At 49.6% G+C, this 24,747-nt stretch carries 22 protein-coding genes; 9 read left to right on the forward strand and 13 right to left on the reverse strand.

All coding sequences use genetic code 11. The features are described from left to right. The first annotated feature begins 330 nt into the window (after nt 1–330). The 3 genes from ACTHUT_RS04700 to ACTHUT_RS04710 all read left to right on the forward strand — a co-directional run bounded on the left by ACTHUT_RS04700 (nt 331) and on the right by ACTHUT_RS04710 (nt 2,705). Nucleotides 331–1,638 (forward strand): homoserine dehydrogenase, encoded by a 1,308-nt coding sequence (locus tag ACTHUT_RS04700; RefSeq protein ID WP_049330891.1) that lies wholly within the window; start codon nt 331–333, stop codon nt 1,636–1,638. Then, nucleotides 1,631–2,065 (forward strand): hypothetical protein, encoded by a 435-nt coding sequence (locus ACTHUT_RS04705; RefSeq protein ID WP_049322347.1) that lies wholly within the window; start codon nt 1,631–1,633, stop codon nt 2,063–2,065. Before ACTHUT_RS04700 ends, ACTHUT_RS04705 begins: the two co-directional genes overlap by 8 nt. 145 nt (nt 2,066–2,210) lie before the next feature. Next, the gene (locus ACTHUT_RS04710; protein ID WP_440418687.1) at nt 2,211–2,705 is read left to right on the forward strand and encodes a hypothetical protein; all 495 of its coding nucleotides are present in this window, start codon (nt 2,211–2,213) and stop codon (nt 2,703–2,705) included. Between the two features lie 46 nt (nt 2,706–2,751). On the opposite strand, the gene ACTHUT_RS04715 is transcribed toward ACTHUT_RS04710, so the two are convergent. Together ACTHUT_RS04715 and ACTHUT_RS04720 are read right to left on the reverse strand one after the other, a co-directional pair. Next, nucleotides 2,752–3,468 carry an S-methyl-5'-thioinosine phosphorylase gene (locus ACTHUT_RS04715; protein ID WP_440418688.1) on the reverse strand — a complete coding sequence of 239 codons (717 nt, stop codon included), beginning with the start codon at nt 3,466–3,468 and terminating at the stop codon, nt 2,752–2,754. A 66-nt stretch (nt 3,469–3,534) separates the two neighbouring features. Continuing rightward, the gene (locus ACTHUT_RS04720; RefSeq protein WP_440418689.1) at nt 3,535–4,605 is read right to left on the reverse strand and encodes an AI-2E family transporter; all 1,071 of its coding nucleotides are present in this window, start codon (nt 4,603–4,605) and stop codon (nt 3,535–3,537) included. A 203-nt stretch (nt 4,606–4,808) separates the two neighbouring features. Between ACTHUT_RS04720 and purM the strand changes: the two genes are divergently transcribed. Further along, nucleotides 4,809–5,843, forward strand: coding sequence for a phosphoribosylformylglycinamidine cyclo-ligase (purM, locus tag ACTHUT_RS04725; protein ID WP_440386659.1), 1,035 nt, complete (start codon nt 4,809–4,811; stop codon nt 5,841–5,843). 58 nt (nt 5,844–5,901) lie between these two features. Here purM and ACTHUT_RS04730 read toward each other — a convergent pair whose 3' ends face one another. The 10 genes from ACTHUT_RS04730 to recO form a co-directional block, all read right to left on the reverse strand. After that, nucleotides 5,902–7,113: an acetate kinase gene (locus tag ACTHUT_RS04730; protein WP_440386658.1), complete on the reverse strand. Its 1,212-nt coding sequence runs from the start codon at nt 7,111–7,113 to the stop codon at nt 5,902–5,904. Nucleotides 7,114–7,326: 213 nt separating this feature from the next. Further along, nucleotides 7,327–8,496, reverse strand: coding sequence for a 2-methylaconitate cis-trans isomerase PrpF (prpF, locus tag ACTHUT_RS04735; protein WP_440386657.1), 1,170 nt, complete (start codon nt 8,494–8,496; stop codon nt 7,327–7,329). 114 nt (nt 8,497–8,610) lie between these two features. Continuing rightward, the gene (acnD, locus tag ACTHUT_RS04740; protein WP_440386656.1) at nt 8,611–11,217 is read right to left on the reverse strand and encodes a Fe/S-dependent 2-methylisocitrate dehydratase AcnD; all 2,607 of its coding nucleotides are present in this window, start codon (nt 11,215–11,217) and stop codon (nt 8,611–8,613) included. Nucleotides 11,218–11,617: 400 nt separating this feature from the next. Continuing rightward, a complete protein-coding gene (gene prpC, locus ACTHUT_RS04745) occupies nt 11,618–12,772 on the reverse strand; it encodes a bifunctional 2-methylcitrate synthase/citrate synthase (protein ID WP_440386655.1) in 1,155 nt (384 codons plus the stop codon). 85 nt (nt 12,773–12,857) lie between these two features. Then, a complete protein-coding gene (gene prpB / locus ACTHUT_RS04750) occupies nt 12,858–13,733 on the reverse strand; it encodes a methylisocitrate lyase (RefSeq protein WP_036490908.1) in 876 nt (291 codons plus the stop codon). A 764-nt stretch (nt 13,734–14,497) separates the two neighbouring features. Beyond that, on the reverse strand, nt 14,498–14,920 hold the full coding sequence (locus ACTHUT_RS04755; protein WP_440386654.1) for a hypothetical protein: 423 nt from the start codon (nt 14,918–14,920) through the stop codon (nt 14,498–14,500). A gap of 1 nt (nt 14,921) precedes the next feature. Then, entirely contained in the window at nt 14,922–15,722 is an 801-nt protein-coding gene (locus ACTHUT_RS04760) for an NUDIX domain-containing protein (RefSeq protein WP_440386669.1), read from the reverse strand. A 154-nt stretch (nt 15,723–15,876) separates the two neighbouring features. Beyond that, nucleotides 15,877–16,254, reverse strand: coding sequence for a holo-ACP synthase (acpS, locus tag ACTHUT_RS04765; RefSeq protein WP_036490916.1), 378 nt, complete (start codon nt 16,252–16,254; stop codon nt 15,877–15,879). A gap of 88 nt (nt 16,255–16,342) precedes the next feature. Further along, the gene (gene pdxJ / locus ACTHUT_RS04770) at nt 16,343–17,071 is read right to left on the reverse strand and encodes a pyridoxine 5'-phosphate synthase (protein ID WP_311477782.1); all 729 of its coding nucleotides are present in this window, start codon (nt 17,069–17,071) and stop codon (nt 16,343–16,345) included. A 68-nt stretch (nt 17,072–17,139) separates the two neighbouring features. Further along, entirely contained in the window at nt 17,140–17,883 is a 744-nt protein-coding gene (recO, locus tag ACTHUT_RS04775; protein WP_440386652.1) for a DNA repair protein RecO, read from the reverse strand. A gap of 139 nt (nt 17,884–18,022) precedes the next feature. Here recO and ACTHUT_RS04780 point away from each other — a divergent pair, with 139 nt between their 5' ends. Together ACTHUT_RS04780 and ACTHUT_RS04785 are read left to right on the forward strand one after the other, a co-directional pair. Beyond that, entirely contained in the window at nt 18,023–19,480 is a 1,458-nt protein-coding gene (locus ACTHUT_RS04780; RefSeq protein ID WP_440386651.1) for a patatin-like phospholipase family protein, read from the forward strand. A 100-nt stretch (nt 19,481–19,580) separates the two neighbouring features. After that, nucleotides 19,581–20,315, forward strand: a complete 735-nt coding sequence (locus tag ACTHUT_RS04785) for an epoxyqueuosine reductase QueH (RefSeq protein WP_049331023.1) — start codon at nt 19,581–19,583, stop codon at nt 20,313–20,315. A 51-nt stretch (nt 20,316–20,366) separates the two neighbouring features. On the opposite strand, the gene ACTHUT_RS04790 is transcribed toward ACTHUT_RS04785, so the two are convergent. Further along, nucleotides 20,367–20,699, reverse strand: coding sequence for a stress response protein (locus ACTHUT_RS04790; RefSeq protein ID WP_440386650.1), 333 nt, complete (start codon nt 20,697–20,699; stop codon nt 20,367–20,369). 392 nt (nt 20,700–21,091) lie between these two features. On the opposite strand from ACTHUT_RS04790, the gene nrdA reads away from it, so the two are divergent. The 3 genes from nrdA to nrdB all read left to right on the forward strand — a co-directional run. Further along, nucleotides 21,092–23,371, forward strand: a complete 2,280-nt coding sequence (gene nrdA / locus ACTHUT_RS04795) for a class 1a ribonucleoside-diphosphate reductase subunit alpha (RefSeq protein WP_440386649.1) — start codon at nt 21,092–21,094, stop codon at nt 23,369–23,371. Nucleotides 23,372–23,468: 97 nt separating this feature from the next. Next, the gene (locus ACTHUT_RS04800; protein WP_161799802.1) at nt 23,469–23,633 is read left to right on the forward strand and encodes a hypothetical protein; all 165 of its coding nucleotides are present in this window, start codon (nt 23,469–23,471) and stop codon (nt 23,631–23,633) included. A 21-nt stretch (nt 23,634–23,654) separates the two neighbouring features. After that, nucleotides 23,655–24,747 (forward strand): class Ia ribonucleoside-diphosphate reductase subunit beta (nrdB, locus tag ACTHUT_RS04805; RefSeq protein WP_440418690.1); only part of this gene is annotated, 1,093 nt, incomplete at its 3' end.

The raw sequence follows: 24,747 nt of genomic DNA on the forward strand, positions 1-24,747 counted from the left end.
ATGCTCACTTTGCCATCTTGCCAGCAAATGGGTTCTGAATATGTTTGTTCACCGATTTGCAATATGCCTTGTGAGGATGAAAAAAATGATGCGGCTTCATCGATATGGTTTTCTGTGATTTTCATGGCAATTCCTGTTTTTATGGTAGAACGATTTTCAGACGGCCTTTGGAAACTTGCAAAAAAAGGTGCAAAATCAAGCAATATCAGGTAGGATTCAACGTTTGACCTTGTGCATTGATGCTTTGCTCTGAATTTACGATTGCAAGCGATTATAACAAGCCTTGGTTTTTCGTGATTATTTTAAAGTATCGGCTCAAAAGGAGGCACAATGAAGCCAGTAAATATCGGTCTTTTAGGTTTGGGTACAGTCGGTGGCGGTACGGCTACTGTATTGCAGGACAACGCTGCGGAAATCAGCCGTCGCTTGGGACGTGAAGTCCGTATTTCTGCTGTTTGTGATTTGAGCGAAGAAAAAGCCAAACAAATTTGCCCGAATGCTGCTTTTATCAAAGATCCGTTTGAGCTGGTTCAACATCAAGATGTTGATGTCGTTGTTGAATTGTTTGGCGGTACCGGTATTGCCAAAGATGCGGTATTAAAAGCGATTGAAAACGGCAAACACATTGTTACTGCCAATAAAAAACTGTTAGCTGAATACGGCAATGAAATTTTCCCTTTGGCGGAAGAAAAAAATGTCATGGTGCAGTTTGAAGCTGCTGTTGCCGGCGGTATCCCTATTATCAAGGCTTTGCGTGAAGGCTTGGCTGCAAACCAAATCCGCAGTATCGCCGGTATTATTAATGGTACCAGCAACTTCATTCTTACTGAAATGCGTGAAAAAGGCAGCGCGTTTGCAGACGTATTGAAAGAAGCTCAGGCTTTGGGCTATGCAGAAGCTGACCCTACTTTTGATATCGAAGGTCATGATGCCGGCCATAAAATCACCATCATGAGTGCATTGGCATTCGGTACGCCGATGAACTTTTCTGCCTGCTATTTGGAAGGCATCAGCAAACTCGACAGCCGCGACATCAAATATGCTGAAGAGCTTGGCTACCGTATCAAATTGTTGGGGATTACCCGTAAAACCGACAAAGGCATCGAGTTGCGTGTACACCCTACTCTGATTCCTGAAAGCCGTCTGTTGGCTAACGTTAACGGCGTGATGAATGCCGTCCGTGTCAATGCCGATATGGTTGGAGAAACCTTGTATTATGGTGCGGGCGCCGGTGCGTTGCCGACTGCTTCTGCCGTGGTTGCCGACATCATTGATATTGCCCGCCTGATTGAAGCGGAAACTGACCATCGTGTTCCTCACTTAGCATTCCAACCTTCACAAGTTCAAGCGCAAAATATTCTGCCTATGGATGAAATCACCAGCAGCTACTATCTGCGCGTTCAAGCAACTGACGAACCGGGTACTTTGGGTCAAATTGCCGCACTCTTGGCCAAAGAAAATGTTTCTATCGAGGCTCTGATTCAAAAAGGCGTGATTAATCAAAGCACTGCTGAAATCGTGATTCTGACCCATACCACAGTGGAACACAATGTAAAACGCGCTATTGCAGCGATTGAAGCTCTGAGCTGCGTGGATGCTCCGATCACCATGATCCGCATGGAAAGCCTGCATGACTGAGCAACAAACGGAAAGGCCGTCTGAAGAGCAACTGGCGGCCAGAAAGAAAGCCAAGGCAAAAATCCGTACCATCCGCATTTGGGCATGGATTATTCTGTCTTTGCTGGCTCTGACCGCCCTGCTCTCACAATGTGCGATGAACAAGCCGCAGATGAAACAAAATGTGGTGGAGTCTTGCGTGAAAAACATTCCTTTTGCTGAAAAATGGCAAGCTGATTTGAAGGCAAAAGGTTTGGATGCGCAAAACGAGAAATTGGCTCAAGACTATTGTGTCTGCATGTGGGATCAGCCTTTAAGCAAACTCTCTGACGAGCAAATCCGAAACTTCGGCAAAATCAGCCCTGAGGAGCAACTCAAGCTCTTGGGTGGCGCGGAAGCTTTTGAGGCACGCGATAAGCAATGCGTGGCTGATTTAAAGGCTGAGTAAACCGATATCGGTTTAAATCAAAGCTACAAGGCCGTCTGAAATTCCAGACGGCCTTTCTTATATTGAATAAATAGTAATAAGAATTGATTTCATTATATTTTAAGTTTAAGATAGCTTGGTTAATTGCTTTTCTATGGTTGTTGCCATGCGCTACCACTTTCCTATTGCCGTTGATATTTATGATTTTTTGTATACCGGCCGATTTGACTATCTGGAAATCGGACAATCGGCAGAGTCCATTTTGCAGATGTTTCCTGCGCCTGATTGCGTCCCTAAAGGCTTGTTGGTGCAAAAAGGCTGGAATATTTGGCTTTATGGCGGTATCGAACTGCATTTCTCCGACAATCGGCTGACACAGATTCGTGCTGATTTTCAGCCTGATGCTGCATTAAGCGGCGGCCGTTGGGTAAAGTTGAATCCGTGGTTTTTTGCAAATGGCTGCCTTGATGTATACGCTGTCATTCAGCGCTTGGTACAACGCAATATTGACTTTATTAAAACGGAAACGCATACCAATTTAATTTTGCAGCTGCAAAGCGGGGTTGAATTAATTTTTGAAAAATGTCGGGGCATGCAACTTGCCTCGTTCCGCAAACAAAAAGCCTCTCTGCCCCATTGGGCGCGGGAAACGGCTTCTTAAACAAAACAATGCCGTCTGAAAACATCATTTCAGACGGCATTATCAGTTACAAACCATTCAATAATTGTCGAATTTTCGTCATCGTCATAGAAGTCTGTTTATTACAGCCCTCAGTCCCTACTCCGCTATCAAAGCAATCAATGCTGCTGACGCTGCAAAAGTGGGTATAGGCCATTTTTAACTCTCTAGCTAAAACGGCTTCGGGCATGCCGGTCATACCGAGTACATCTACGCCGTCACGTCGATAACGGGCGATTTCTGCGCGAGTTGGACGACGCGGACCTTGCAGGCAGCCATATACTGCTGTGTGGTAAATCGGCACATTGTGCGCTTTCGTGATATTCAACAATTCTTGTCGCAATTCATCGCAATAAGGGTTGAAAAAATCGGTATGGACAACTGGGCATTCTTGGCCTTCAAAAAAAGTATCTTTACGGCCATAGGTATAGTCGATCAAATCGTCCGGCAACACCAAACTGCCATTTTCAAAATCAGGATTGATACCGACGACTGAAGAAATGGCAATGATGTTTGCAACGCCTAAAGAGTGCAACGCCCAGATATTGGCGCGGTAGTTGATTTCATGCGGCGCGATGGTATGGCTGAAGCCGTGTCGTGCAAGGAAAACAATATCCAAGCGCCCCAACCTGCCGAACAAAATAGGGCTGCTGGTTAAGCCGTATGGAGTGCGGACGATTTTTCGTTCGGTAATTTCGAGTTCCGGCAGTTTGGTCAAACCGCTGCCGCCGATAATGGCTAACATATAGACTTCCTTTGTTATCAATGGCCGTCTGAAACTTGGATTTCAGACGGCCTTAATATTATCGATTTATTTATGTTTGTAGAAATGGCTACCGAAATAGGCAGATGCACCTTCACGTAATAAAACCAACGTGACGGCGGCAAGCGGCAAGCCGGCAAGCATACCGACAAAACCCATCAGTTGTCCGAAAGCCATCAACGAGAAAATCACCCAGAACGGCGACAAACCGATGCGGTCGCCGACGATTTTAGGCGTAATGAAAAAGCTTTCTAAGAATTGTCCGACACCAAATACAGCCCAGACCATCAACAAACCCTGCCATGAGCCATATTGCAAAAGCGCGGCAACTGTCGCCAGCAAAAGGCCGGTAAATGCACCCAAATACGGAATAAATACCAAAATACCGGCAATCATACCGATGGCAAAGCCGGAATCCAAACCGACCAGCATCAAGCCCAAGCCATAGACCAAGCCCATAATCATCATAACCATCAGCTGGCCGCGCAGAAACTCGCCCAAGACTTCATCCATATTGCCGCTGATACGCGTGTAGGTCTCGATAAAACGGCGTGGAACCAATTTGCTGATTCCGGAGGACCAACGTTTCCAATCCAACAAGAAGTAATACAGCAGCAAAGGCAACAACACCAAATTGCTGACGCCGCTGATCACATTACCGCTTTGACGCATCAAGGTAGGAATCCATGCTTTGAGCGTATTGCTCAATTCATCCGTATGCGACTGCAACCATGCGATGATTGATTCTTGATCAATTTGAATATAATCACCGCTGACGCTGTTGAGCCACGGCAGCAGTTTGTTTTGAACAAAGCCCACGATTTGTGGCAGGCGTTCAGCCAGATTGTTAAACTGGTTCAACAACATAGGCACGATAATCAGTAACAACGATAGCAATATCAGCAAAGCCAGCGCCATAATAATCATAGAGGCCGGCGCGCGGCGGATACGCTTCAATTGCAGCCACTCGACCAAGGGATTCAAAACATAGGCCAAAACGGCGGCCACAATAAACGGCGTCAAAACATCGCCCAAAGCATATAAAAGCCAAATAAAGGCTGCGATAACGCAAGCCATAATAATCCACGGTTTTGCGCCGCGCGTTTTCTTTTGATACATAAAAAGGTGTTCCCCAGTTGATGCTTAAGGTTTTCAAAATAAATAAGCAGTATAACAGATTCACAAAGGCCGTCTGAAAGTGAGACGGCTATTAAGATAAAATAAAAATTGTTGACAATAATGCCAAAAAATTCAGCCTGAATCCTCCAATTTAAGATAAAATACGCTCCGACAATCTACCCATACCCGAATAAGGAAATCCAATGAGCACTTCTTTGAGCTATCGTGACGCAGGCGTGGATATCGACGCAGGCGATCAACTGGTCGAAAACATCAAACCTTTTGCCAAACGTACTATGCGCCCTGAAGTGTTGGGTGATTTGGGCGGTTTCGGCGCTTTGGTCGAAATCGGCAAGAAATACAAAAATCCGGTATTGGTTTCCGGTACGGACGGCGTCGGCACTAAGCTGAAACTGGCTTTCGACTGGGACAAACACGATACGGTCGGCATCGATTTGGTTGCCATGAGCGTCAACGACATTTTGGTTCAAGGCGCAGAACCTTTGTTCTTCTTGGACTATTTCGCTTGCGGCAAGCTGGATGTTGCCCGCGCGACTGATGTGATTAAAGGTATTGCCCAAGGCTGTGAAGAATCCGGTTGCGCTTTGATTGGCGGTGAAACAGCCGAAATGCCGGGCATGTATCCCGAAGGCGAATACGACTTAGCCGGTTTTGCCGTCGGCGTGGTTGAAAAAGAACGCGTGATTAACGGCCGCGGCATTCAGGCCGGAGACGTTGTTTTGGGCTTGGCCTCCAACGGCGCACACTCCAACGGCTATTCCTTGGTACGCAAAATCATCGAGCGCGACAATCCCGATTTGGACGCGGAATTCGACAACGGCAAAACTTTGCGCGAAGCCATCATTGCCCCTACCCGCCTGTATGTGAAACCTATCCTTGCCGCTTTGGAAAAATTCACCATTAAAGGCATGGCCCATATTACCGGCGGCGGCATTACCGAAAACGTACCTCGCGTTTTGCCTGAAAATACTGTTGCGCAAATCGATGCCAAAGCGTGGGAATTGCCTAAATTGTTCCAATGGCTGCAAAAAGCGGGCAATGTGGAAACCCAAGAAATGTACCGTACGTTCAACTGCGGTATCGGCATGGTCGTTATCATTGCCAAAGAAGATGCCGATGCGGTACAGGCATTCTTGAGCGAACAAGGCGAAACCGTTTATCGTTTGGGCGTTATTCGTGAGCGCAACGGTGACGAACATCAAACCCAAGTGGCTTGATTTGAGATCCAATGAAAAAGTGCGGATGATGAATCCGCACTTTTTTGTTTACACTGCCCTAGCCTACTTCTTCCAAAAAGCCGGCCAATTGCGCCGTATCGTGGGCAATCATCAGCTCTTCATTGGTTGGCACAACCAAAACAGCCGGAGAAGAACCGGTCGGACTGATAATGCCTGAATTGCCGTAACGTTTTTCCATATTGGCTTTGGTGTCGATGTGTAGACCCAAGAAATCAAGATAGGAAACGGTTTTGGCACGGATGTTGCGCGAGTTTTCGCCGATGCCGCCGGTAAATACGAGCGCATCTACGCCGCCGCAAGCCACCGCCATCGAAGCAATATATTTGGCAAGGCGGTAGGTCATGACTTCCAAAGCCAAACGTGCACCTTCATGACCTTCGTCCGCCGCGATTTCCAAAGAACGACAGTCGTTGGAAAGTTCGGAAATACCGAGCAATCCTGATTTTTTGTTCAACATTTCATCAACTTGGGCAACATCCAAACCGGCATGGGAAGTCAGATAGCTGTATACGCCCGGATCGATGTCGCCGCAACGTGTACCCATTACCAAACCTTCGATCGGCGTGAAGCCCATACTGGTGTCAACGGATTTGCCGTTTTTAATGGCGGTAATGGATGCGCCGTTGCCTAAGTGGGCAATAATCATACGGATGTCTTCCAGCGGTTTGCCCAAGATGCGTGCGGCTTCCGGGGCAACATAACGCATACTGGTACCGTGGAAACCGTAGCGGCGGAAAGCGTATTTTTTACGCAATTCGCGTGGAACGGCATAAGTGTAGGCACGCTCCGGCATGGTTTGGTGGAACGAAGTATCCATCACGCCGACATTGGGCAGACCGGGGAAATGTTCTTGCGCGGCCAAAATACCGTTGATATTGGCAGGGTTGTGCAGCGGAGCAAGAGGAATGCAGGCTTTGAGTTCGTCCATGACCGCCTGGTCGATCAAAACAGATTCATTGTATTTCTCGCCACCGTGGGCAATGCGGTGGCCGATGGCTTTAATGCGGTCGTGCAGGCCGTGTTTTTCAAGCTCTTTCAACAGCATACCTACGGCACCGGCATGATCGTTACGGCCGGTCAAAGCTGTTTGGCATTTTTTGCCGTCTTTGCTGAACGTAATCACTGCTTCGGGCGTACCCAAACGTTCGCCGAGACAGCTTAAGAGAACTTTACCGTTTTTACGGTCGATAACGGCACCTTTGAGTGAAGAGCTGCCGCAGTTCAGAACAAGAATGAGTTGGTTGGACATGGTGTTTCTCCTTTGAATTTTTGATTGTTTTTTTGGCCTCAGGCCGTCTGAAAAGAGCAAGAACATTTGAGAGCTTTCCAGATTGCCTTTGGTTTGGTGTTTAGTCAGGCTTTATGCCCAACCCTAATCTCCATTGCAGGTATCGCTACCTGACTAAAATCTGCTTATTTGGTTTTCAGACGGCCTTGTTTAATGCTGCGGCCGTCTGAAAACTTAAAAGCAATCTTCCGGCACTCGGACTTGTCCTTCCATAATCACGCGTGCGCTACGACTCATGACTGCTTTGGTGGCCGTCCATTGTCCGTCCTGACATTCGGCGGCTGCACCGACACGCAGCGTGCCTGAGGGATGGCCGAAACGGACTTCTTTACGCGCTCCGCCTCCGGCTGCAAGGTTGACCAGCGTACCGGGCACGGCGGCGGCGGTAGCGATGGCAACTGAAGCGGTGCCCATCATGGCGTGGTGCAATTTGCCCATGCTCAGTGCGCGTACCAATAAGTCGATGTCGGCAGCTTTGACGGTTTTGCCGCTTGAAGCGGTGTAATCGGCCGCAGGGGCGACAAAAGCGACTTTGGGCGTGTGCGCGCGGGTGGCAGCTTCGGATACATCGCTGATCAAACCCATTTTCAGCGCGCCATACGCGCGGATGGTTTCAAATTTTTCCAAAGCCGCGGCATCGTTGTTGATGTCGTCTTGCAACTCTTTGCCTGTGTAGCCCAAATCCGCAGCATTCAAGAAAATGGTTGGAATGCCGGCATTGATAAGCGTGGCTTTCAGACGGCCTATATTCGGTACATCAATTTCATCGACCAAATTGCCGGTTGGGAACATACTGCCTTCGCCGTCGGCCGGATCAAGAAATTCGATTTGTACTTCGGCTGCAGGGAACGTTACGCCGTCTAGCTCAAAATCACCTGTTTCTAGAACTGAACCATTTTGCATCGGCACATGGGCGATGATGGTTTTGCCAATGTTTTTCTGCCAGATTTTGACGGTACACAGACCGTCTGAAGGGATTTTGGATTTATCGACCAAGCCTTGCTCGATAGCAAATGCGCCCACGGCGGCGGTCAGATTGCCGCAGTTGCCGCTCCAATCGACAAATGGTTTGTCGATGGAAACTTGCCCGAACAAGTAATCGACATCGTGATCGGCGCGTTCGGATTTGTCCAAAATTACGGCTTTGCTGGTGGACGAACTGGCATTACCCAAACCGTCTATCTGCTTACCGTAAGGGTCGGGACTGCCGAGTACGCGCAAGAGGATTTTGTCGCGAGCCTCGCCTGCTTCCTGCGCCGCGGCCGGCAGATCGGTACGTTTGAAGAAAATGCCTTTGGATGTACCGCCGCGGTAGTAAACGGCTGGAATTTTAATTTGCGGCATTTCGAGTTCTCCTTTGTATTTTTAGTATGTTTTTCAGACGGCCTCTCAAACATTCAAGGCCGTCTGAAAACCTTTTGAAGCGTAGCCTGGGCTTTTGACGATGCCCGATTTACCTTACGCCGCGTTCCCTTCCAAAAAATCCTGTGCAAACCGTTGCAGCACGCCGCCGGCTTCATATACCAATACTTCTTCTGCGGTATCGAGGCGGCAGGTCACGGGGACTTCTACGGTTTCGCCGTTTTTGCGGTGGATGACGAGGGTCAGGTCGCCGCGCGGTTTGCGTTCGCCGACCACGTCGTAGGTTTCCGTGCCGTCCAGTTGCAGGGTGTGGCGGTTGGTTCCGGGTTTGAATTGCAGCGGCAACACGCCCATGCCGATGAGGTTGGTGCGGTGGATGCGCTCGAAACCTTCGGCGGCAATGGCTTCCACGCCCGCCAGCCGCACGCCTTTCGCCGCCCAGTCGCGGCTGGAGCCCTGTCCGTAGTCCGCGCCGGCGATGATGATAAGTGGCTGTTTGCGGTTCATATAGGTTTCGATGGCTTCCCACATGCGCATGGTTTGGCCTTCGGGTTCAACGCGTGCCAGCGAACCTTGGCGTACGCTGCCGTCTTCGTTTTTCACCATTTCGTTAAACAATTTGGGATTGGCGAAGGTGGCGCGTTGGGCAGTGAGGTGGTCGCCGCGGTGGGTGGCGTAGGAATTGAAGTCTTCTTCGGGCAAACCCATTTTTGCCAGATATTCGCCTGCCGCACTCGCCGCCAGAATCGCGTTGGACGGTGAAATGTGGTCGGTGGTGATGTTGTCGGGCAGAATCGCCAGCGGTCGCATACCTCTTAATGTGCGTTCCCCTGCCAATGCGCCTTCCCAGTAAGGCGGGCGGCGGATGTAGGTGGACATCGGACGCCAGTCGTACAGCGGGCTCGGGGCTTTTTGCGCTTTGCCGGTGTCGAACATCGGTACATACACATCGCGGAACTGCTGCGGTTTCACATATTCGGCAACGACGGCATCGATTTCTTCGTCGGTCGGCCAGATATCTTTCAGGCGGATTTCGCGGCCGTCTGCAACGCCGAGTACGTCGTTTTCAATATCGAAACGGATGCTGCCTGCCAGCGCGTAGGCAACAACCAGCGGAGGCGAAGCGAGGAAAGCCTGTTTCGCATACGGGTGGATGCGGCCGTCGAAGTTGCGGTTGCCCGACAATACAGCGGTGGCGTACAAATCGCGGTCGATGATTTCTTTCTGGATTTTCGGATCCAGCGCGCCGCTCATGCCGTTGCAGGTAGTGCAGGCGAAGGCGACAATGCCGAAGCCGAGTTTTTCCATTTCGGGCAACAAGCCTGCTTCTTTCAAATAGATTTCGGCTACTTTTGAACCCGGGGCAAACGAAGATTTCACCCAAGGTTTGCGTTTCAAGCCGAGACGGTTGGCATTGCGTGCCAACAGCGCGGCGGCGACAACGTTGCGCGGATTGGAAGTATTGGTACACGAAGTAATCGCGGCAATAATCACTGCGCCGTCAGGCATTTGGTCGTCTGAAGGCTCTTCGTAAGGTTTAGCCAAGCCTTTGCTGGCTAAATCGGCGGTCGCAAAACGGGCATGCGGATTACTTGGGCCTGCCATATTGCGCGTTACGCTGCTTAAATCAAATTTCAATACGCGAGGATAAACGGCGGTTTTCAAGGCATCTGCCCACAAGCCTGCGGTTTTGGCGTAGGTTTCCACCAATTTCACCTGCGCATCGTCGCGACCGGTCAGTTTCAAATAATCAATGGTTTGCTCGTCGATGGCGAACATGGCGGCAGTCGCGCCGAACTCAGGCGTCATGTTGGAAATGGTGGCACGGTCGCCGATCGACAGGCTTCTTGCACCTTCACCGAAGAATTCGACAAATGCACCAACCACGCGCTCTTTACGCAAGAATTCGGTCAGTGCCAACACGATATCGGTGGCAGTAATGCCCGGCTGGCGTTTGCCGGTCAGCTCAACGCCGACAATATCGGGCAGACGCATCATGGACGCGCGCCCCAGCATCACGGTTTCCGCTTCCAAACCGCCCACGCCTACGGAAATCACGCCTAATGAATCGACGTGCGGCGTGTGCGAGTCTGTGCCGACGCAGGTGTCAGGGAATGCCACGCCGTTTTTGACTTGGACGACGGGCGACATTTTTTCCAAGTTGATTTGGTGCATAATGCCGTTGCCAGCAGGAATCACATCCACATTTTCAAAGGCGGTTTTTGTCCAGTTGATGAAGTGGAAACGGTCTTCGTTGCGCCGGTCTTCGATTTCTCGGTTTTTGCGGAAAGCATCAGGATCGTAGCCGCCGCATTCAACGGCCAAAGAGTGGTCGACGATGAGCTGGGTTTGCACCACCGGATTCACTTTGGCAGGATCGCCGCCTTTTTCGGCAATTGCATCGCGCAGACCTGCCAAATCCACCAACGCTGTCTGACCCAGAATATCGTGACACACCACGCGCGCCGGATACCAAGGGAAGTCGATTTCCTGTTTTCCCTCAATCAGCTGGCCCAGCCAGCTTTGCAGCGTAGGCAGGTCGACTTTGTCTGCGCGGTTGACCAAGTTCTCAGCCAAGATGCGGCTTGTATAAGGCAACTTGTCGTAAGAGCCTGGTTTGATGTCTTCACACGCCTGACGCGCGTCGTAATATTCCAAATCCGTACCGGGCAAAGCTTTACGGTAGCGTTGGTTGGCAGTCATGTCGGTTCTCCTAAATCTATTCTTTTTTTGGTTTTGGGGTTTCAGACGGCCTGTTGATTCGGACCTTCAGGCCGTCTGAAACCATAAATTCGGTTTTATTGCTTGTGATTTGAAATCTATTCGCGGTATGAAAAAAAATTGCCGCTCTGCTACCATCATTCCCGTATAGACGGAAATCCAAACTTAAATCTTTCAGCACTCTTTACAGCAGAACATTTCAATTGTTGAATTTCTGCCTGTATGGGAATGACGACAGCAGAGCAGCATGTTTTCCAAACGGCCGGCTCTCTCTCTCGCATACTGCACTAGGCCGTCGAAAAACGAAAACATCATCTATTCATTGTTTTCAAAAGGCATTTCGAGATGGGCGGGCAGGCGGCCCACCCTGCTGTTACGCGTATCAGCGGTTTTCAATCTCCACGAATGCCAAATCTTCAGGGCCTGTGTAGTTTGCGCTCGGACGGATGATTTTGCCGTCTTTGCGTTGCTCGAGAACGTGTGCGCTCCAACCGGTTGTACGGGAAATTACGAACAGCGGTGTGAACATAGCGGTCGGTACGCCCAATTTTTGGTAGGAAACGGCTGAGAACCAGTCCAGATTCGGGAACATTTTTTTCTCTTCCCACATCACGCTCTCCAAGCGTTCGGCAATGTCAAAGAGGCGCATATCGCCGGTTTCTTTACTCAAACCGCGTGCCACTTCTTTGATGACAACGTTGCGCGGGTCGGAGATGGTGTACACCGGATGACCGAAACCGATCACGATTTCCTTGCGGCCGATGCGTTCGCGGATGTCTGCTTCGGCTTCGTCGGCATTGCGGTAGCGTTTTTGAATATCGTAAGCCACCTCGTTCGCACCGCCGTGTTTCGGACCTTTCAACGCGCCGATTGCGCCGGTAATGCTGGAGTACATATCAGAGCCTGTACCGGCAATCACGCGGGCGGTAAAGGTAGAAGCGTTGAACTCATGCTCCGCATACAGAATCAGTGAAACGTGCATGGCTTTGATGTGTGATTCGCTTGGGCGTTTGCCGTGCAACAGGTGCAGGAAATGGCCGCCGATGGTGTCTTCGTCGCTTTCGACGTCAATGCGTCTTCCGTTGTGCGAATATTGATACCAATACAACAAGATGCTGCCGAGGCTGGCGATCAGTTTGTCGGCGATGTCGCGCGCTTCACTTTCCGGATGGCTTTCACGTTCGGGATGAACACAGCCCAGCATGGATACACCGGTACGCATCACATCCATCGGATGGGTATGTGCAGGCAGGCTTTCCAACACTTTAATCACACGGATAGGCAGGCCGCGCATGGATTTGAGCTTGGTTTTATAAGCGGCCAGCTCGAATTTGTTGGGCAGATGGCCGTGAATCAGCAGGTGGGCGACTTCTTCAAACTCGCATTTTTGTGCCAAGTCCAAGATGTCGTAACCGCGATAGCTCAAATCGTTGCCGGTACGGCCGACGGTACACAATGCGGTATTACCGGCCGCAACGCCGGAAAGCGCAACGGATTTTTTCGGTTTGAAAGTCGGGGTTTGCGTAGTTGCAGTCATGGTATTTCTCCTTTGTATTTTTATGGGTTTTATTTTTTCAGACGGCCAATGCGGATTTGCTGAAAGGCCGTCTGAAAGCGGTTAATCATTTTTGAAACAATTTATCCAGTTTTTGCTCGAATGCGTGATAGTTCAGATGCTCGTACAGCTCGGCACGGGTTTGCATACTGTCAACCACCGCCGCCTGAGTGCCGTCGCGCATAATCGCCTCATAAACATTCAGTGCGGCTTTGCTTGCGGCGCGGAACGATGACAGCGGATACAGCACCAGCGATACGCCGTTTTCAGCCAGCTCGCTTTGGGTATAAAGCGGAGTCGCGCCGAATTCGGTAATGTTCGCCAACACAGGGACTTTCACCGCGTCCGCAAATTGGCGGTACATGTTCAAATCGGTCATGGCCTCAGGGAAAATCATGTCCGCACCGGCTTCCACGCAAGCTTGGGCGCGTTCGATGGCGGCATCCAAACCTTCCACCGCCAGCGCATCGGTACGCGCCATAATCACGAAGTTCTCATCAACGCGCGCATCGACGGCAGCTTTGATACGGTCGACCATTTCATCTTTAGAAACAATGGCTTTGTTCGGACGGTGGCCGCAGCGTTTTTGTGCTACCTGATCTTCGATGTGAACCGCTGCAACACCGGCGCGTTCAAAGTTGCGAATCGTACGCGCGATATTGAATGCTCCGCCCCAACCCACATCGATGTCCACCAGCAAAGGCGTATCCACGTTGTCCGTAATGCGTCGCGCATCGATCAGCACATCTTCCATTGTGGTGATGCCCAAATCAGGGATACCGCAAGAGCAGGCTGCCACGCCGCCGCCGGACAGATAAATCGCCTTGAAACCGCTTTGGGTGGCCAATCGCGCAAAATAAGCATTGACGCAACCGACGACGGCAAGAGGATTCGATTCTTTCACGGCTTGACGGAAACGCGCTCCGGCAGAGTGTTGGCTCATCATATTTCTCCTTTATAGACTTTTATCAGTATCAATCGGCCGGTTCGGTTTTCTCTAAACCAGAAACGAACCGTTTAAAAAGAAACAATCGTTTCAAAAACTGTTTTCAGACGGCCTATAAAATTTCCATTACCAACCATCTAAAAATTTAAAATTAATAAAAACAAATAGTTATCAAAACCATTGAATACAATAAGGCTGAAGCGGAGGTATTTGTTTTTTAAATATTATTAATCAGTATATGAATGCAACAGAGGAAAGAAGTTTTAAAACCCGAAGTGTTTGTGGGAATGCGGAAACTGGATTCGGGTTGAGAGCCTTCAGACCGCCGCGACTGGCAATAAGCAGACGACGACGGGATCGGCGGAGAGAGGGGAAAATCTATAACAAGAGAGAGTGGTTTGATACAGATTCATGATGATGTTCCTTTGTAGTGCGATGTAGTTTTTATTTATGGAAACAAATTTAAAAAATAAAACCAGACTTGTCAAACACTTTTTTCAAAAATTTTATAAAAAATTCAGTTACTAATAAATGATTCTTTAGCAACAAACATAAAAAGCGGACAGTTCCTGCCACATCAAACCCTGATGTAGCCTGGCTTCTGTCCGTTTTGTATTTTTAGTTTATAGTCAGAATGATTGTAAACAATCCACCAAAAAATAATTTATAATTGATTCATTTATAAGGAATTTTTAAATACGCCATCTAAAAAATTAGATTTTTTTTAGCCTATGGCCGTTCAGACGGCCTCTATCGGATGGCTACTTCGCGCTAAATGCCGTCTGAAAAGTCTGTTTGCCAACGGTAATATCGGCAGTGTAATCATGGCGGCCCTCGACACAAAACGGCAAGCGGATTTGCAAAGCCTGCCAGCTTCGCGGAGATTGTTTAGTCAGATTATAGCGGTTGAAGCCCATATCCATGTTTTTCATACTGAAACTGATACTGACCGCGCCCGTATTTCGCGGAACATTCTCTATCACGATATCAAACGGTTCATGCGTATTGATGGATGTTGCGCGTACTTTTGAACCGTCAGGCAATATGCAGCCTTGTATTAAATTACATTCGACTACTTTCGTTTTTGATTGCTGTTGCTGCCACCAATCCAAGAGCAGCAGTTTGGCCGCCGCAAACACAATCAGTAAAACAGCGGCAATCAAAAGCTTTTGATTTTTACTCATTTCAGACGGCCTCAATGTCATTATCGGTCAAAACGGCATGCGCACCCATGCTCTGCCACTGTTCGCGATAAATGGAAAACAGACTTTCCGGAGCTGCCACAATCAGCGGCATCGCCACGCCTTGCGCCAAAATATCTGCAACTTGTCTGGCAGCCGCTTCATTCGCCACTTTCCAAACAACGGTATCCGCATTTTGCACCTGCCGCCATTGTTCGGCATTTTCAATGATTGGCCACACGCCGGACGCTTCTTGCAGCTTGTCTTGCTGCCAATCGGCAAACTCCAGTAATACCGCCGATGCGGTTTGATGAGCCAATCCATATGGCGCAACATGATATTCGCCCATGCTGTTTTGACCGCTGAAGCCGCTTTTCAGACGGCCTTGAAGCTGGCGCGGAATGGATAGGGAGCGTAACAATGCGCTATTGGCTGGCAGCATCGGTGCAACGGTAAAATCCCCTGCTTTTTGCCATGCCCATTTCTGCCCTTCCCTCGATTGGATTTCGCCCGCCCATTGGTCGGCTTCCACCCATAAAAAATGCAGGCGTACATGTGCGTGTTCGTAGGAATGGACTTTGGTCAGCCACGGCGTAGCGGCAAGGATACGGATGCCGAGTTCTTCTTCAAATTCACGTTGCAAAGCTTGAAAATCGCTTTCGCCGGCTTCCACCTTGCCGCCGGCAAATTCCCAATAGCCGGCATAGGGCTTGCCCTCCGGGCGGGAACTGAGCAGGTAGCGGCCGTTTTTGTCGAGCAAAATCCCGGCAACCACTTGCACCAATGGACGTGTGTCTTCAGTCATCATGAGATTATTCTTAATATGCGGCAGGCGGCGACACCTGCCAATTTATGCGTAAAAAAACGATGTCGGGCCTATACGCCCGACCTTCAACAAATACCTAACCCTTCAGGCCGTCTGAAAAGGATGCTCTATTTCAGAATACTTAAATCCGGCCTTATTTTTCCGCAATGACAAAAGCCATGACGGTATCCTCTTCATCGCTCATGCTCAGATGACAGCTTCGGATCCCCTGTTCTTCCAGCCATTTGCTCAAAGCCGGTGCAAAAAACAATTCAGGCTTGCCCAATGCGTCGTGTCCGACACCGATATTGCGGAAGGACACCACGCCGCGTATGCCCGTCCCGACGGCTTTGGCAAAAGCCTCCTTGGCGGCAAAGCGTTTGGCAAGATAGTTGACCGGTTTGCCTGCCTGCGGAAATTCCAACAGCTCTTCCGGACTGAGAATGCGTTGCGCAAATGCCAGTCCGAATTTTTTGTTCAGGCGGATAATGCGTTTGAGGGAAACAATATCCGTGCCTATTCCGTAAATCATGGGTCTGCTCCTTGTTTAAATAGTCAGGCCGTCTGAAAATGCGGCTACCGGCCAAAGCAAACCGCTTTAGCCGGTATGGCTGATGCCCTTAAGGCAGCATTCTGGCCCTGAACATGACTTCCTTCATTTGGCGGACCGCTTCAGGCAGGCCGAGGAAGAGTGCTTGGGAAATCAGCGAATGGCCGATGTTCAGCTCGCGGATGGCGAGAATTTGGGCAATCGGCGTTACGTTGTGAATGGTCAGGCCGTGTCCGGCGTTGACGACCAAGCCCAAATCGCTGGCGTAATGCGCACCGTTTTGAATGCGCTCGAATTGTTTCATCTGCTCGGCGTGGCCGTGTGCATCGGCATACGCACCGGTGTGCAATTCGATAACGGGCGCTCCGACATCATGGGCGGCTTGGATTTGCGCGTTGTCGGCATCGATAAACAAGGACACTCGGATGCCTGCATCGGTCAGGATTTTGGTGAACTCGGCCACTTTATCCTGTTGCGCCAATACGTCCAAACCGCCTTCTGTGGTTACTTCTTGGCGTTTTTCAGGCACGATGCACACATCTTCCGGCATCACGTTGAGCGCGTTTTCCAGCATTTCTTCCGTCAGCGCCATTTCCAAATTCAGGCGCGTGCGGATGGCGTTTTTAACGGCAAACACGTCCGCATCTTTAATATGGCGGCGGTCTTCACGCAAGTGCATGGTAATCAAATCTGCGCCGTGGGTTTCCGCAATCAGCGCCGCTTCGACAGGGCTGGGATAAATCGTACCGCGCGCATTGCGGACGGTGGCAATATGGTCGATGTTTACGCCTAACAACATAATAATGTCCTTTCTTTAAAGTTTCAGACGGTCTGAGCCTGCTCATATTCACAGGCCGTCTGAAAAATTCAACTGCCCCAACCAAACTGCTGCAACTGCTGCAAAACCTGCCGAGACTTGATGCCCTCGGGCAGAAGGTTGTCAATCAAAAGCCGCGTTACTTTCAAAGCCTGCCCCAGACTTTCCTGATGAACGAAACTGCCTTCCCTCAAATCGATTAACGTCGCACCCGATACGGCAACGCCTTTATTGAGCGCGTGAAAGCGGTCGGCCTCGGTCAAGGGTACCACAGCCTCTTCCGGCGTGAGCCAATACGTTTCTTCGCCGTTGATTTCCTTACCGTTGCCGTCATGGAACAAATCGGGGGCAAAGCCCAAGCGTGTCAGCAGCGTCCATTCAAAACGGCGCAAAGCGGCAATGTGGTTGGCCTCGCAGCAGATGGTTTTCATGGTCTCCACCAAAACATCGTAAAGCTCGGGCAACGGGTCTTCACGGACGGTCAATTTCAGCATCAACTCGTTTACATACAATCCGCTGAACAAAGCCCTGCCCTGCGGCTGCGGCCAACCGCCTATCCATTCGGCGCGATGTAAGGTCTTCAACTCTTGCGAACCATACCAAGACGCGCTCACCGGCACAAACGACACCAACACGCCGCGCAATTCGCTCTGCCGTTTGCGTGCGCTTCTGGCCAATAAAGCCACACGCCCATAACGGCGGCTGAAGGCCTCCACCCACAAGCTGCTCTCACGCCAAGGAGCGGAAGCAAGCAGAAAGACGGGTTCGTGGTTGATGCGGTTCGGTTGCGCCATAAGGGTTTGGAAAGATAAAGATTGTGTCGATTATAACGGAAAATCGACACAAAAGGCCGTCTGAAAGGCCTGCTTCTGTAAACAACGCCTGAAAACCTTTATAATCCGTTTTCAATAATTTTCCGATTTTGTTGACTTTATGCCGAAATTCCAGCTCAAATCCACGCTTTCCATACTTTCTCTCGCCCTGTTATCCGCCTGCTCCTTGGTGAAATACCAACCCGTTGCCGGTATTGATGCAGTCGATTTGAAGCAAGGCTACCGCTTTGAAACCAGCAAACTCCAGCGGGAAGACGATGACGATACCTTAATTGTCGTCATGTTTTCAGGCGGTGGAACGCGTGCGGCGGCCTTGGGTTACGGCGTTTTAGAACAGCTCAACCAGCAGCAGGTAACCATCGGCGGCAAAAGAAAATCCTTGCTGGCCAACGTCGATGTCGTCGTCGGCGTATCCGGCGGATCGGTTTTAGCCGCCTATTTTGCATTAAAAGGCGAAGAAACCATCCCATTGTTTTACAAGCGTTTCCTGCATCAAAACTTCCAACGCCAAGTCATCAAACAAGCCTTTTCCATGTCCAATCTGCCCCGACTGGCCTCGCCTGAATACGGACGCGGAGATTTGTTGCAGGAGCAGTTTGAAAACTATCTTTTCGGCAAGGCCACTTTCCGCGATTTGGAAAAACACGGTAAAGGCCCGTTTGCCATCATTTCCGCCACCGATATGGGCATAGGCGAACGCTTCAACTTCACGCAGGAATACTTTGATCCGATGTGTATCGACCTGGGCAACCTCCGCATCGCCCGCGCCGTCGCCGCATCCAGTTCCGTCCCCATGGTCTTTGCACCGATTACCCTAAACAACAACGGCGGACGCTGCAACTACACGCCGCCGATCAAAATCGAAGACGCGGACGACAGCGAAACAGGCAGACAACAAAGCCGCACCATAAAAGAATTTTACGAGCGCTTCCAAAAATACGCAGACGGGAAAAACCGACCCTACATCCACCTGATAGACGGCGGCCTGACCGATAATCTGGGCATGCGCAGCCTTTTGGATATGACGGAAATGTATCCGGAAAAAATCCTGACAAACAAAATCCTGCAAAACAACATCCGCCATATCGTCGTCATCAACGTCAATGCGCAAAACCAAGTCAGCAGCAATTTGGACAAAACTGCGGCCGTTCCCGGTTTCCGCGATGTTGTCTCCTCCATCGTTAATATCCCCATCGACCAAAACTCGCAAGAATCCCTGCGCCGTTTCCGCGCCTTCGTCGATCAGTGGAATAAAGACAAACAGACCGACGGCATCAGCTTCTCCTTCGTCAGCCTCAACCTCAAAGACCTCCCTCCTTCCGAGTTAAGGGAAAAAGTATTGAACATTCCGACCAGTTTTTATCTGCCGCCGGAAGATGTGGACAACCTGCGTACCGCCGCTGCCGAACTGATGAAGCAATCGTTGGACTACCGCAACCTGCTGACAGAATTTGCAGCACACCACAATCCCGACGCCATCTTTGCCGAACCGCCGCCGGACGCTAAAGATTTCAAACCGTTAAACGAAAAAGAAACACAGAAACAATCTGTTCCATAAAGTATTGCTCTGTTAAAATAGAAAAATAGATCTCAACCCCTTCAGACGGCCTCAGAGATAAAGGCCGTCTGAAACAAAATATCAAAAACAGAATACAACCATGACCGAAAAAAACAAGCCTATCGTTACCGATATCGACCGCCCCATCCTCGTTCCGCCCGGCGGCCATAAAAAAGTCCTGCTGCATTCCTGCTGCGCCCCGTGCAGCGGCGAAGTAATGGAAGCCCTGCTTGCCAGCGGCATCGACTACACCATTTATTTTTACAACCCCAATATCCATCCGCACAAAGAATATATGCTGCGCAAAGAAGAAAACATGCGCTTTGCGGATAAATTCGGCATTCCCTTCATCGACAAAGACGACGACTACGAAAACGACCGCAAAGAATGGTTTGCCAAAGCCAAAGGCATGGAATTTGAACCCGAACGCGGTATCCGTTGCACCATGTGTTTCGATATGCGTTTTGAAAAAGCAGCCCAATACGCCCATGAAAACGGCTTCCATGTATTCACCAGCTCACTGGGCATTTCACGCTGGAAAGACATGAAACAGATCAACGGCTGCGGCCATCGCGCTGCTGAGCCTTACGATGACCTGGTTTATTGGGATTTCAACTGGCGCAAAGGCGGCGGCAGCGCACGCATGATTGAAATCAGCAAACGCGAACATTTCTACCAACAAGAATACTGCGGTTGCGCCTATTCCCTGCGCGACTCCAATGCCCACCGCAAATCACAAGGCCGCATCCCCATCAAGCTGGGCGTGTTGTATTACGGCGATGAATCCACCCAATACGAGCCTCAAGCCGAAAACAAAATCATCGTTGAGAAATAAAAATTAAAGGCTGTCTGAAACATTCAGACGGTCTTTATTCAAATCAGCCGATTAACGGCGGCGGAATTTGCCGTGATCAAAATCATCAAATGCCTGATAAGCGGCTTGGCATTGAATTTTTTGCTCGGCATAAGGCAAACCGCGGAACGCTTTTGCCGCTTTATGGTTTTCCCTCAACTCGGCCTTGTTGCCTTTGTAGCGATACCAAGCGGCACGGCGCTCAAGGTATTGCTTGCAGGCAGGATGCAATTTGTTTTTCTTCGCTGGCTGGTGTTTGCTCACATGAGAGCCATGCGGCTTGGCCGCCACCTCGGCAGAATAAGCACCCAAACTCAATATGGCAACCGCCGCCAGTGCGGAACCTAAATTTTTCAGCATTAACATGATTCTTTTCCTAAATAGTTTTTCCATTATATGTTTCGCCTGGGTACCGGCAAAACGCCCATTTTTTATATGACAAAAAATGTGGTTAATTACTACATCATACTACTTGCTTTGCAAAATTTAACACACCTTCCATTTAGACGAAATCTGAATATAAATCTCTTTATTTCATAAGCCTCTAGAAAAATTTTGAACAAATGTGATGCAAACACAAAATAATGCCTGACCGCCACAAACCCACATAAAACCTAGCCTGAGCCATTCCCCTCTTTAATCAACCCCCGAAAAAAGCGCATTGTCAAGTCTAGTTAAACAAAGAAAAATACATTATATTGTGCCGTTCAAAGCAATCAAATACCGTATCTTGTGTTTTTTAATGGGAAGACTGAATAATGAATGCAGCAACGAATATTAAAGTAACCAAACGCGACGGACGCTTGGAAGATATCGATTTAGACAAAATCCACCGTGTTGTTACTTGGGCGGCGGAAGGCTTACAAAACGTCTCCGTATCGCAAGTCGAGCTCAAATCACATATTCAGTTTTACAACGGTATCCGTACTGACGACATCCATGAGACCATCATCAAGGCCGCGGCCGACCTGATCTCACAAGACACGCCAGATTATCAATATCTGGCCGCCCGCCTCGCCATTTTCCACCTGCGCAAAATCGCTTACGGCGAATTCGAACCGCCCCACCTCTACGACCACGTTAAAAAACTGACCGATGCGGGCAAATACGACCGCCACATCATCGAAGATTACAGCCGCGAAGAGTTTGACGAGCTGAATGCCTATATCGACCACAGCCGCGATATGACCTTCTCTTATGCTGCCGTAAAACAGCTGGAAGGCAAATATCTGGTTCAAAACCGTGTTACCCGCCAAATTTATGAAACGCCGCAGTTCTTATACATTTTGGTGGCCATGTGTCTCTTCAGCAAATATCCGAAAGAGACCCGTTTGGATTACGTCAAACGCTTTTACGACGCCGTTTCCACATTCAAAGTATCGCTGCCTACGCCTATCATGAGCGGCGTGCGTACCCCTACCCGTCAATTCTCAAGCTGCGTATTGATTGAATGCGACGACAGTCTGGATTCCATCAACGCCACCACCAGCGCGATTGTGAAATACGTTTCCCAACGAGCAGGCATCGGCATCAACGCCGGCCGTATCCGCGGCTTGGGCAGCGAAATCCGTGGCGGTGAAGCACAACACACCGGCTGTATCCCATTCTTCAAAATGTTCCAAGCGGCCGTTAAATCCTGCTCGCAAGGCGGCGTACGCGGCGGCGCGGCAACCTTGTTCTACCCATTGTGGCACATTGAAGCTGAAAGCCTGTTGGTATTGAAAAACAACCGTGGCGTAGAAGACAACCGTATCCGCCAGCTGGACTACGGCGTACAAATCAACCGCCTGCTGTACACCCGCTTGATCAAAGGCGGCAACATTACCCTGTTCTCGCCGAATGAAGTTCCGGGTTTGTATGATGCCTTCTTCGCCGATCAAGACGAATTCGAGCGCCTCTACACTCAATACGAGCAAGATCCAAACATCCGAAAACGCACTTTGCCGGCAACAGAACTGTTCTCCACCCTGATGCAGGAGCGCGCTGGTACCGGTCGTATCTACATCCAAAACGTTGACCACTGCAACACGCACAGCCCATTTGATCCACGCGTTGCGCCTGTTCATCAGTCCAACTTGTGCATGGAAATCGCCCTGCCAACCAAACCGCTGGACAACATCAACGACCCGAACGGCGAAATTGCCCTGTGTACTCTGTCTGCTTTCAACTTGGGCGCATTGAACAACTTGGACGAACTGGAAGAACTCGCCGACTTGACCGTACGCGCACTTGATGCCCTGTTGGATTATCAAGACTATCCGGTTGCAGCCGCGCGCACCGCAACCATGAACCGCCGCACACTCGGCATCGGCGTCATCAACTACGCCTACTATCTGGCGAAAAACGGCGTACGTTACAGCGACGACTCTGCCCTCGGCCTGACCCACCGCACCTTTGAAGCCATGCAGTATTACCTGCTCAAAGCATCGGTGAACCTTGCCAAAGAATACGGCGCATGCCCGCTCTTCAACCAAACTGTTTACTCGCAAGGCAAACTGCCTATCGACACCTACAAAAAAGACTTGGACGCCGTGTGCAGCGAGCCTTTGCACTACGACTGGGAAAACCTGCGTGCCGACATCGTCAAATACGGCCTGCGCAACTCTACCCTGACCGCACTCATGCCGTCTGAAACCAGCTCGCAAATTGCCAACGCCACCAACGGCATCGAGCCTCCACGCGGTTTGGTCAGCGTTAAAGCATCGAAAGACGGTATTTTGAAACAAGTCGTACCGGAATTTGAAACCCTGAAAGATGCCTACGAAACCCTGTGGCAGCTTCCTGGCAACGAAGGCTACCTGAAACTTGTCGGCGTGATGCAGAAATTTGTCGATCAATCGATTTCCGCCAACACCGCCTACGACCCGGGTAAATTCGAAGGCAACAAAGTTTCCATGAAACAAATGCTGAAAGATCTGCTGACCGCCTACAAATACGGTGTCAAAACCCTGTACTACCACAACACCCGCGATGGTGCGGACGATACGCAGACTGATATTCAGGATGACGGCTGCGCTGGTGGGGCTTGTAAGATTTAAGGGCTAGAGTTTTATTAACAGAACTTCTTCAGGAAGTCTGTAATTAAAATTTAGGCTTCTTGAGGAGGATATTCATCATTATAACTATATGAGTTTTATGGATATTCCTTCAATTATTGATAGTTTAGGACGTAATAAAGACGTAACATATTTGATTGCGATTGTATTAATTTATTCAGTCAAACAGCTCAAAGATGTTCTGTGTCATAAAAATTTCCGAAAAACCGTCAAAAATTTATATAAAGACAAGGATTTAGAATAAATGTCTTGTGAACACTTAACTATGTCATACAGCACTTTTTCCAAAACCAAAAACGATGCGCTAAAAGAGCCGATGTTTTTTGGTCAGCCGGTAAATGTCGCCCGTTATGACCAGCAGAAATACGAAGTATTTGAAAAACTGATCGAAAAACAATTGTCTTTCTTCTGGCGGCCGGAGGAAATCGACGTGTCGCGCGACCGTATTGACTACGCCAATCTGCCCGAACACGAAAAACATATTTTCATCAGCAATCTGAAATACCAAACCCTGCTCGATTCGATCCAAGGCCGCAGCCCGAATGTTGCGTTCTTGCCTTTGGTGTCTATTCCCGAGCTGGAAACTTGGATTGAAACGTGGAGCTTCAGCGAAACCATCCACTCGCGCAGCTACACTCATATCATCCGTAATATCGTGAATGATCCTTCAGTCGTGTTCGATGATATTGTGCAAAACAAATACATCATCGCCCGCGCCGAAGACATTGCCTGCTATTACGATGATTTGATTGAATACACTCAGTATTACAATCTATTGGGCGAAGGCACGCACAATGTCGGCGGCAAGCTCGTTACCGTATCTTTGCGCGAGTTGAAGAAAAAACTCTATCTCTGCCTGATGTGCGTCAACGTATTGGAAGCCATCCGCTTTTACGTTTCATTCGCCTGCTCGTTTGCCTTTGCCGAGCGCGAATTGATGGAGGGCAACGCCAAAATCATCAAACTGATTGCCCGCGACGAAGCCCTGCACCTGACCAGCACCCAGCATATGCTCAACCTGATGCGTGCTGGTGCCGATGATCCTGAAATGGCTGAAATTGCGAATGAATTGCAGGACGAGTGTTTCAACCTCTTCAAAAAAGCAGCCGAGCAGGAAAAAGAATGGGCGGCCTATCTGTTTAAAGACGGCTCAATGATTGGCCTGAACAAGGAAATTCTGGCTCAATACGTTGAATACATTACCAATCTGCGTATGCAGGCGGTTGGCCTTCCTGCCGGATTTGAAGGTGCGACCCAAAATCCGATTCCTTGGATCAACGCATGGCTGTCTTCTGACAATGTACAGGTTGCGCCGCAGGAAGTGGAAATTTCTTCTTACTTAATCGGTCAGATTGATT

This window comes from Neisseria sp. P0022.S010 (assembly GCF_051956635.1).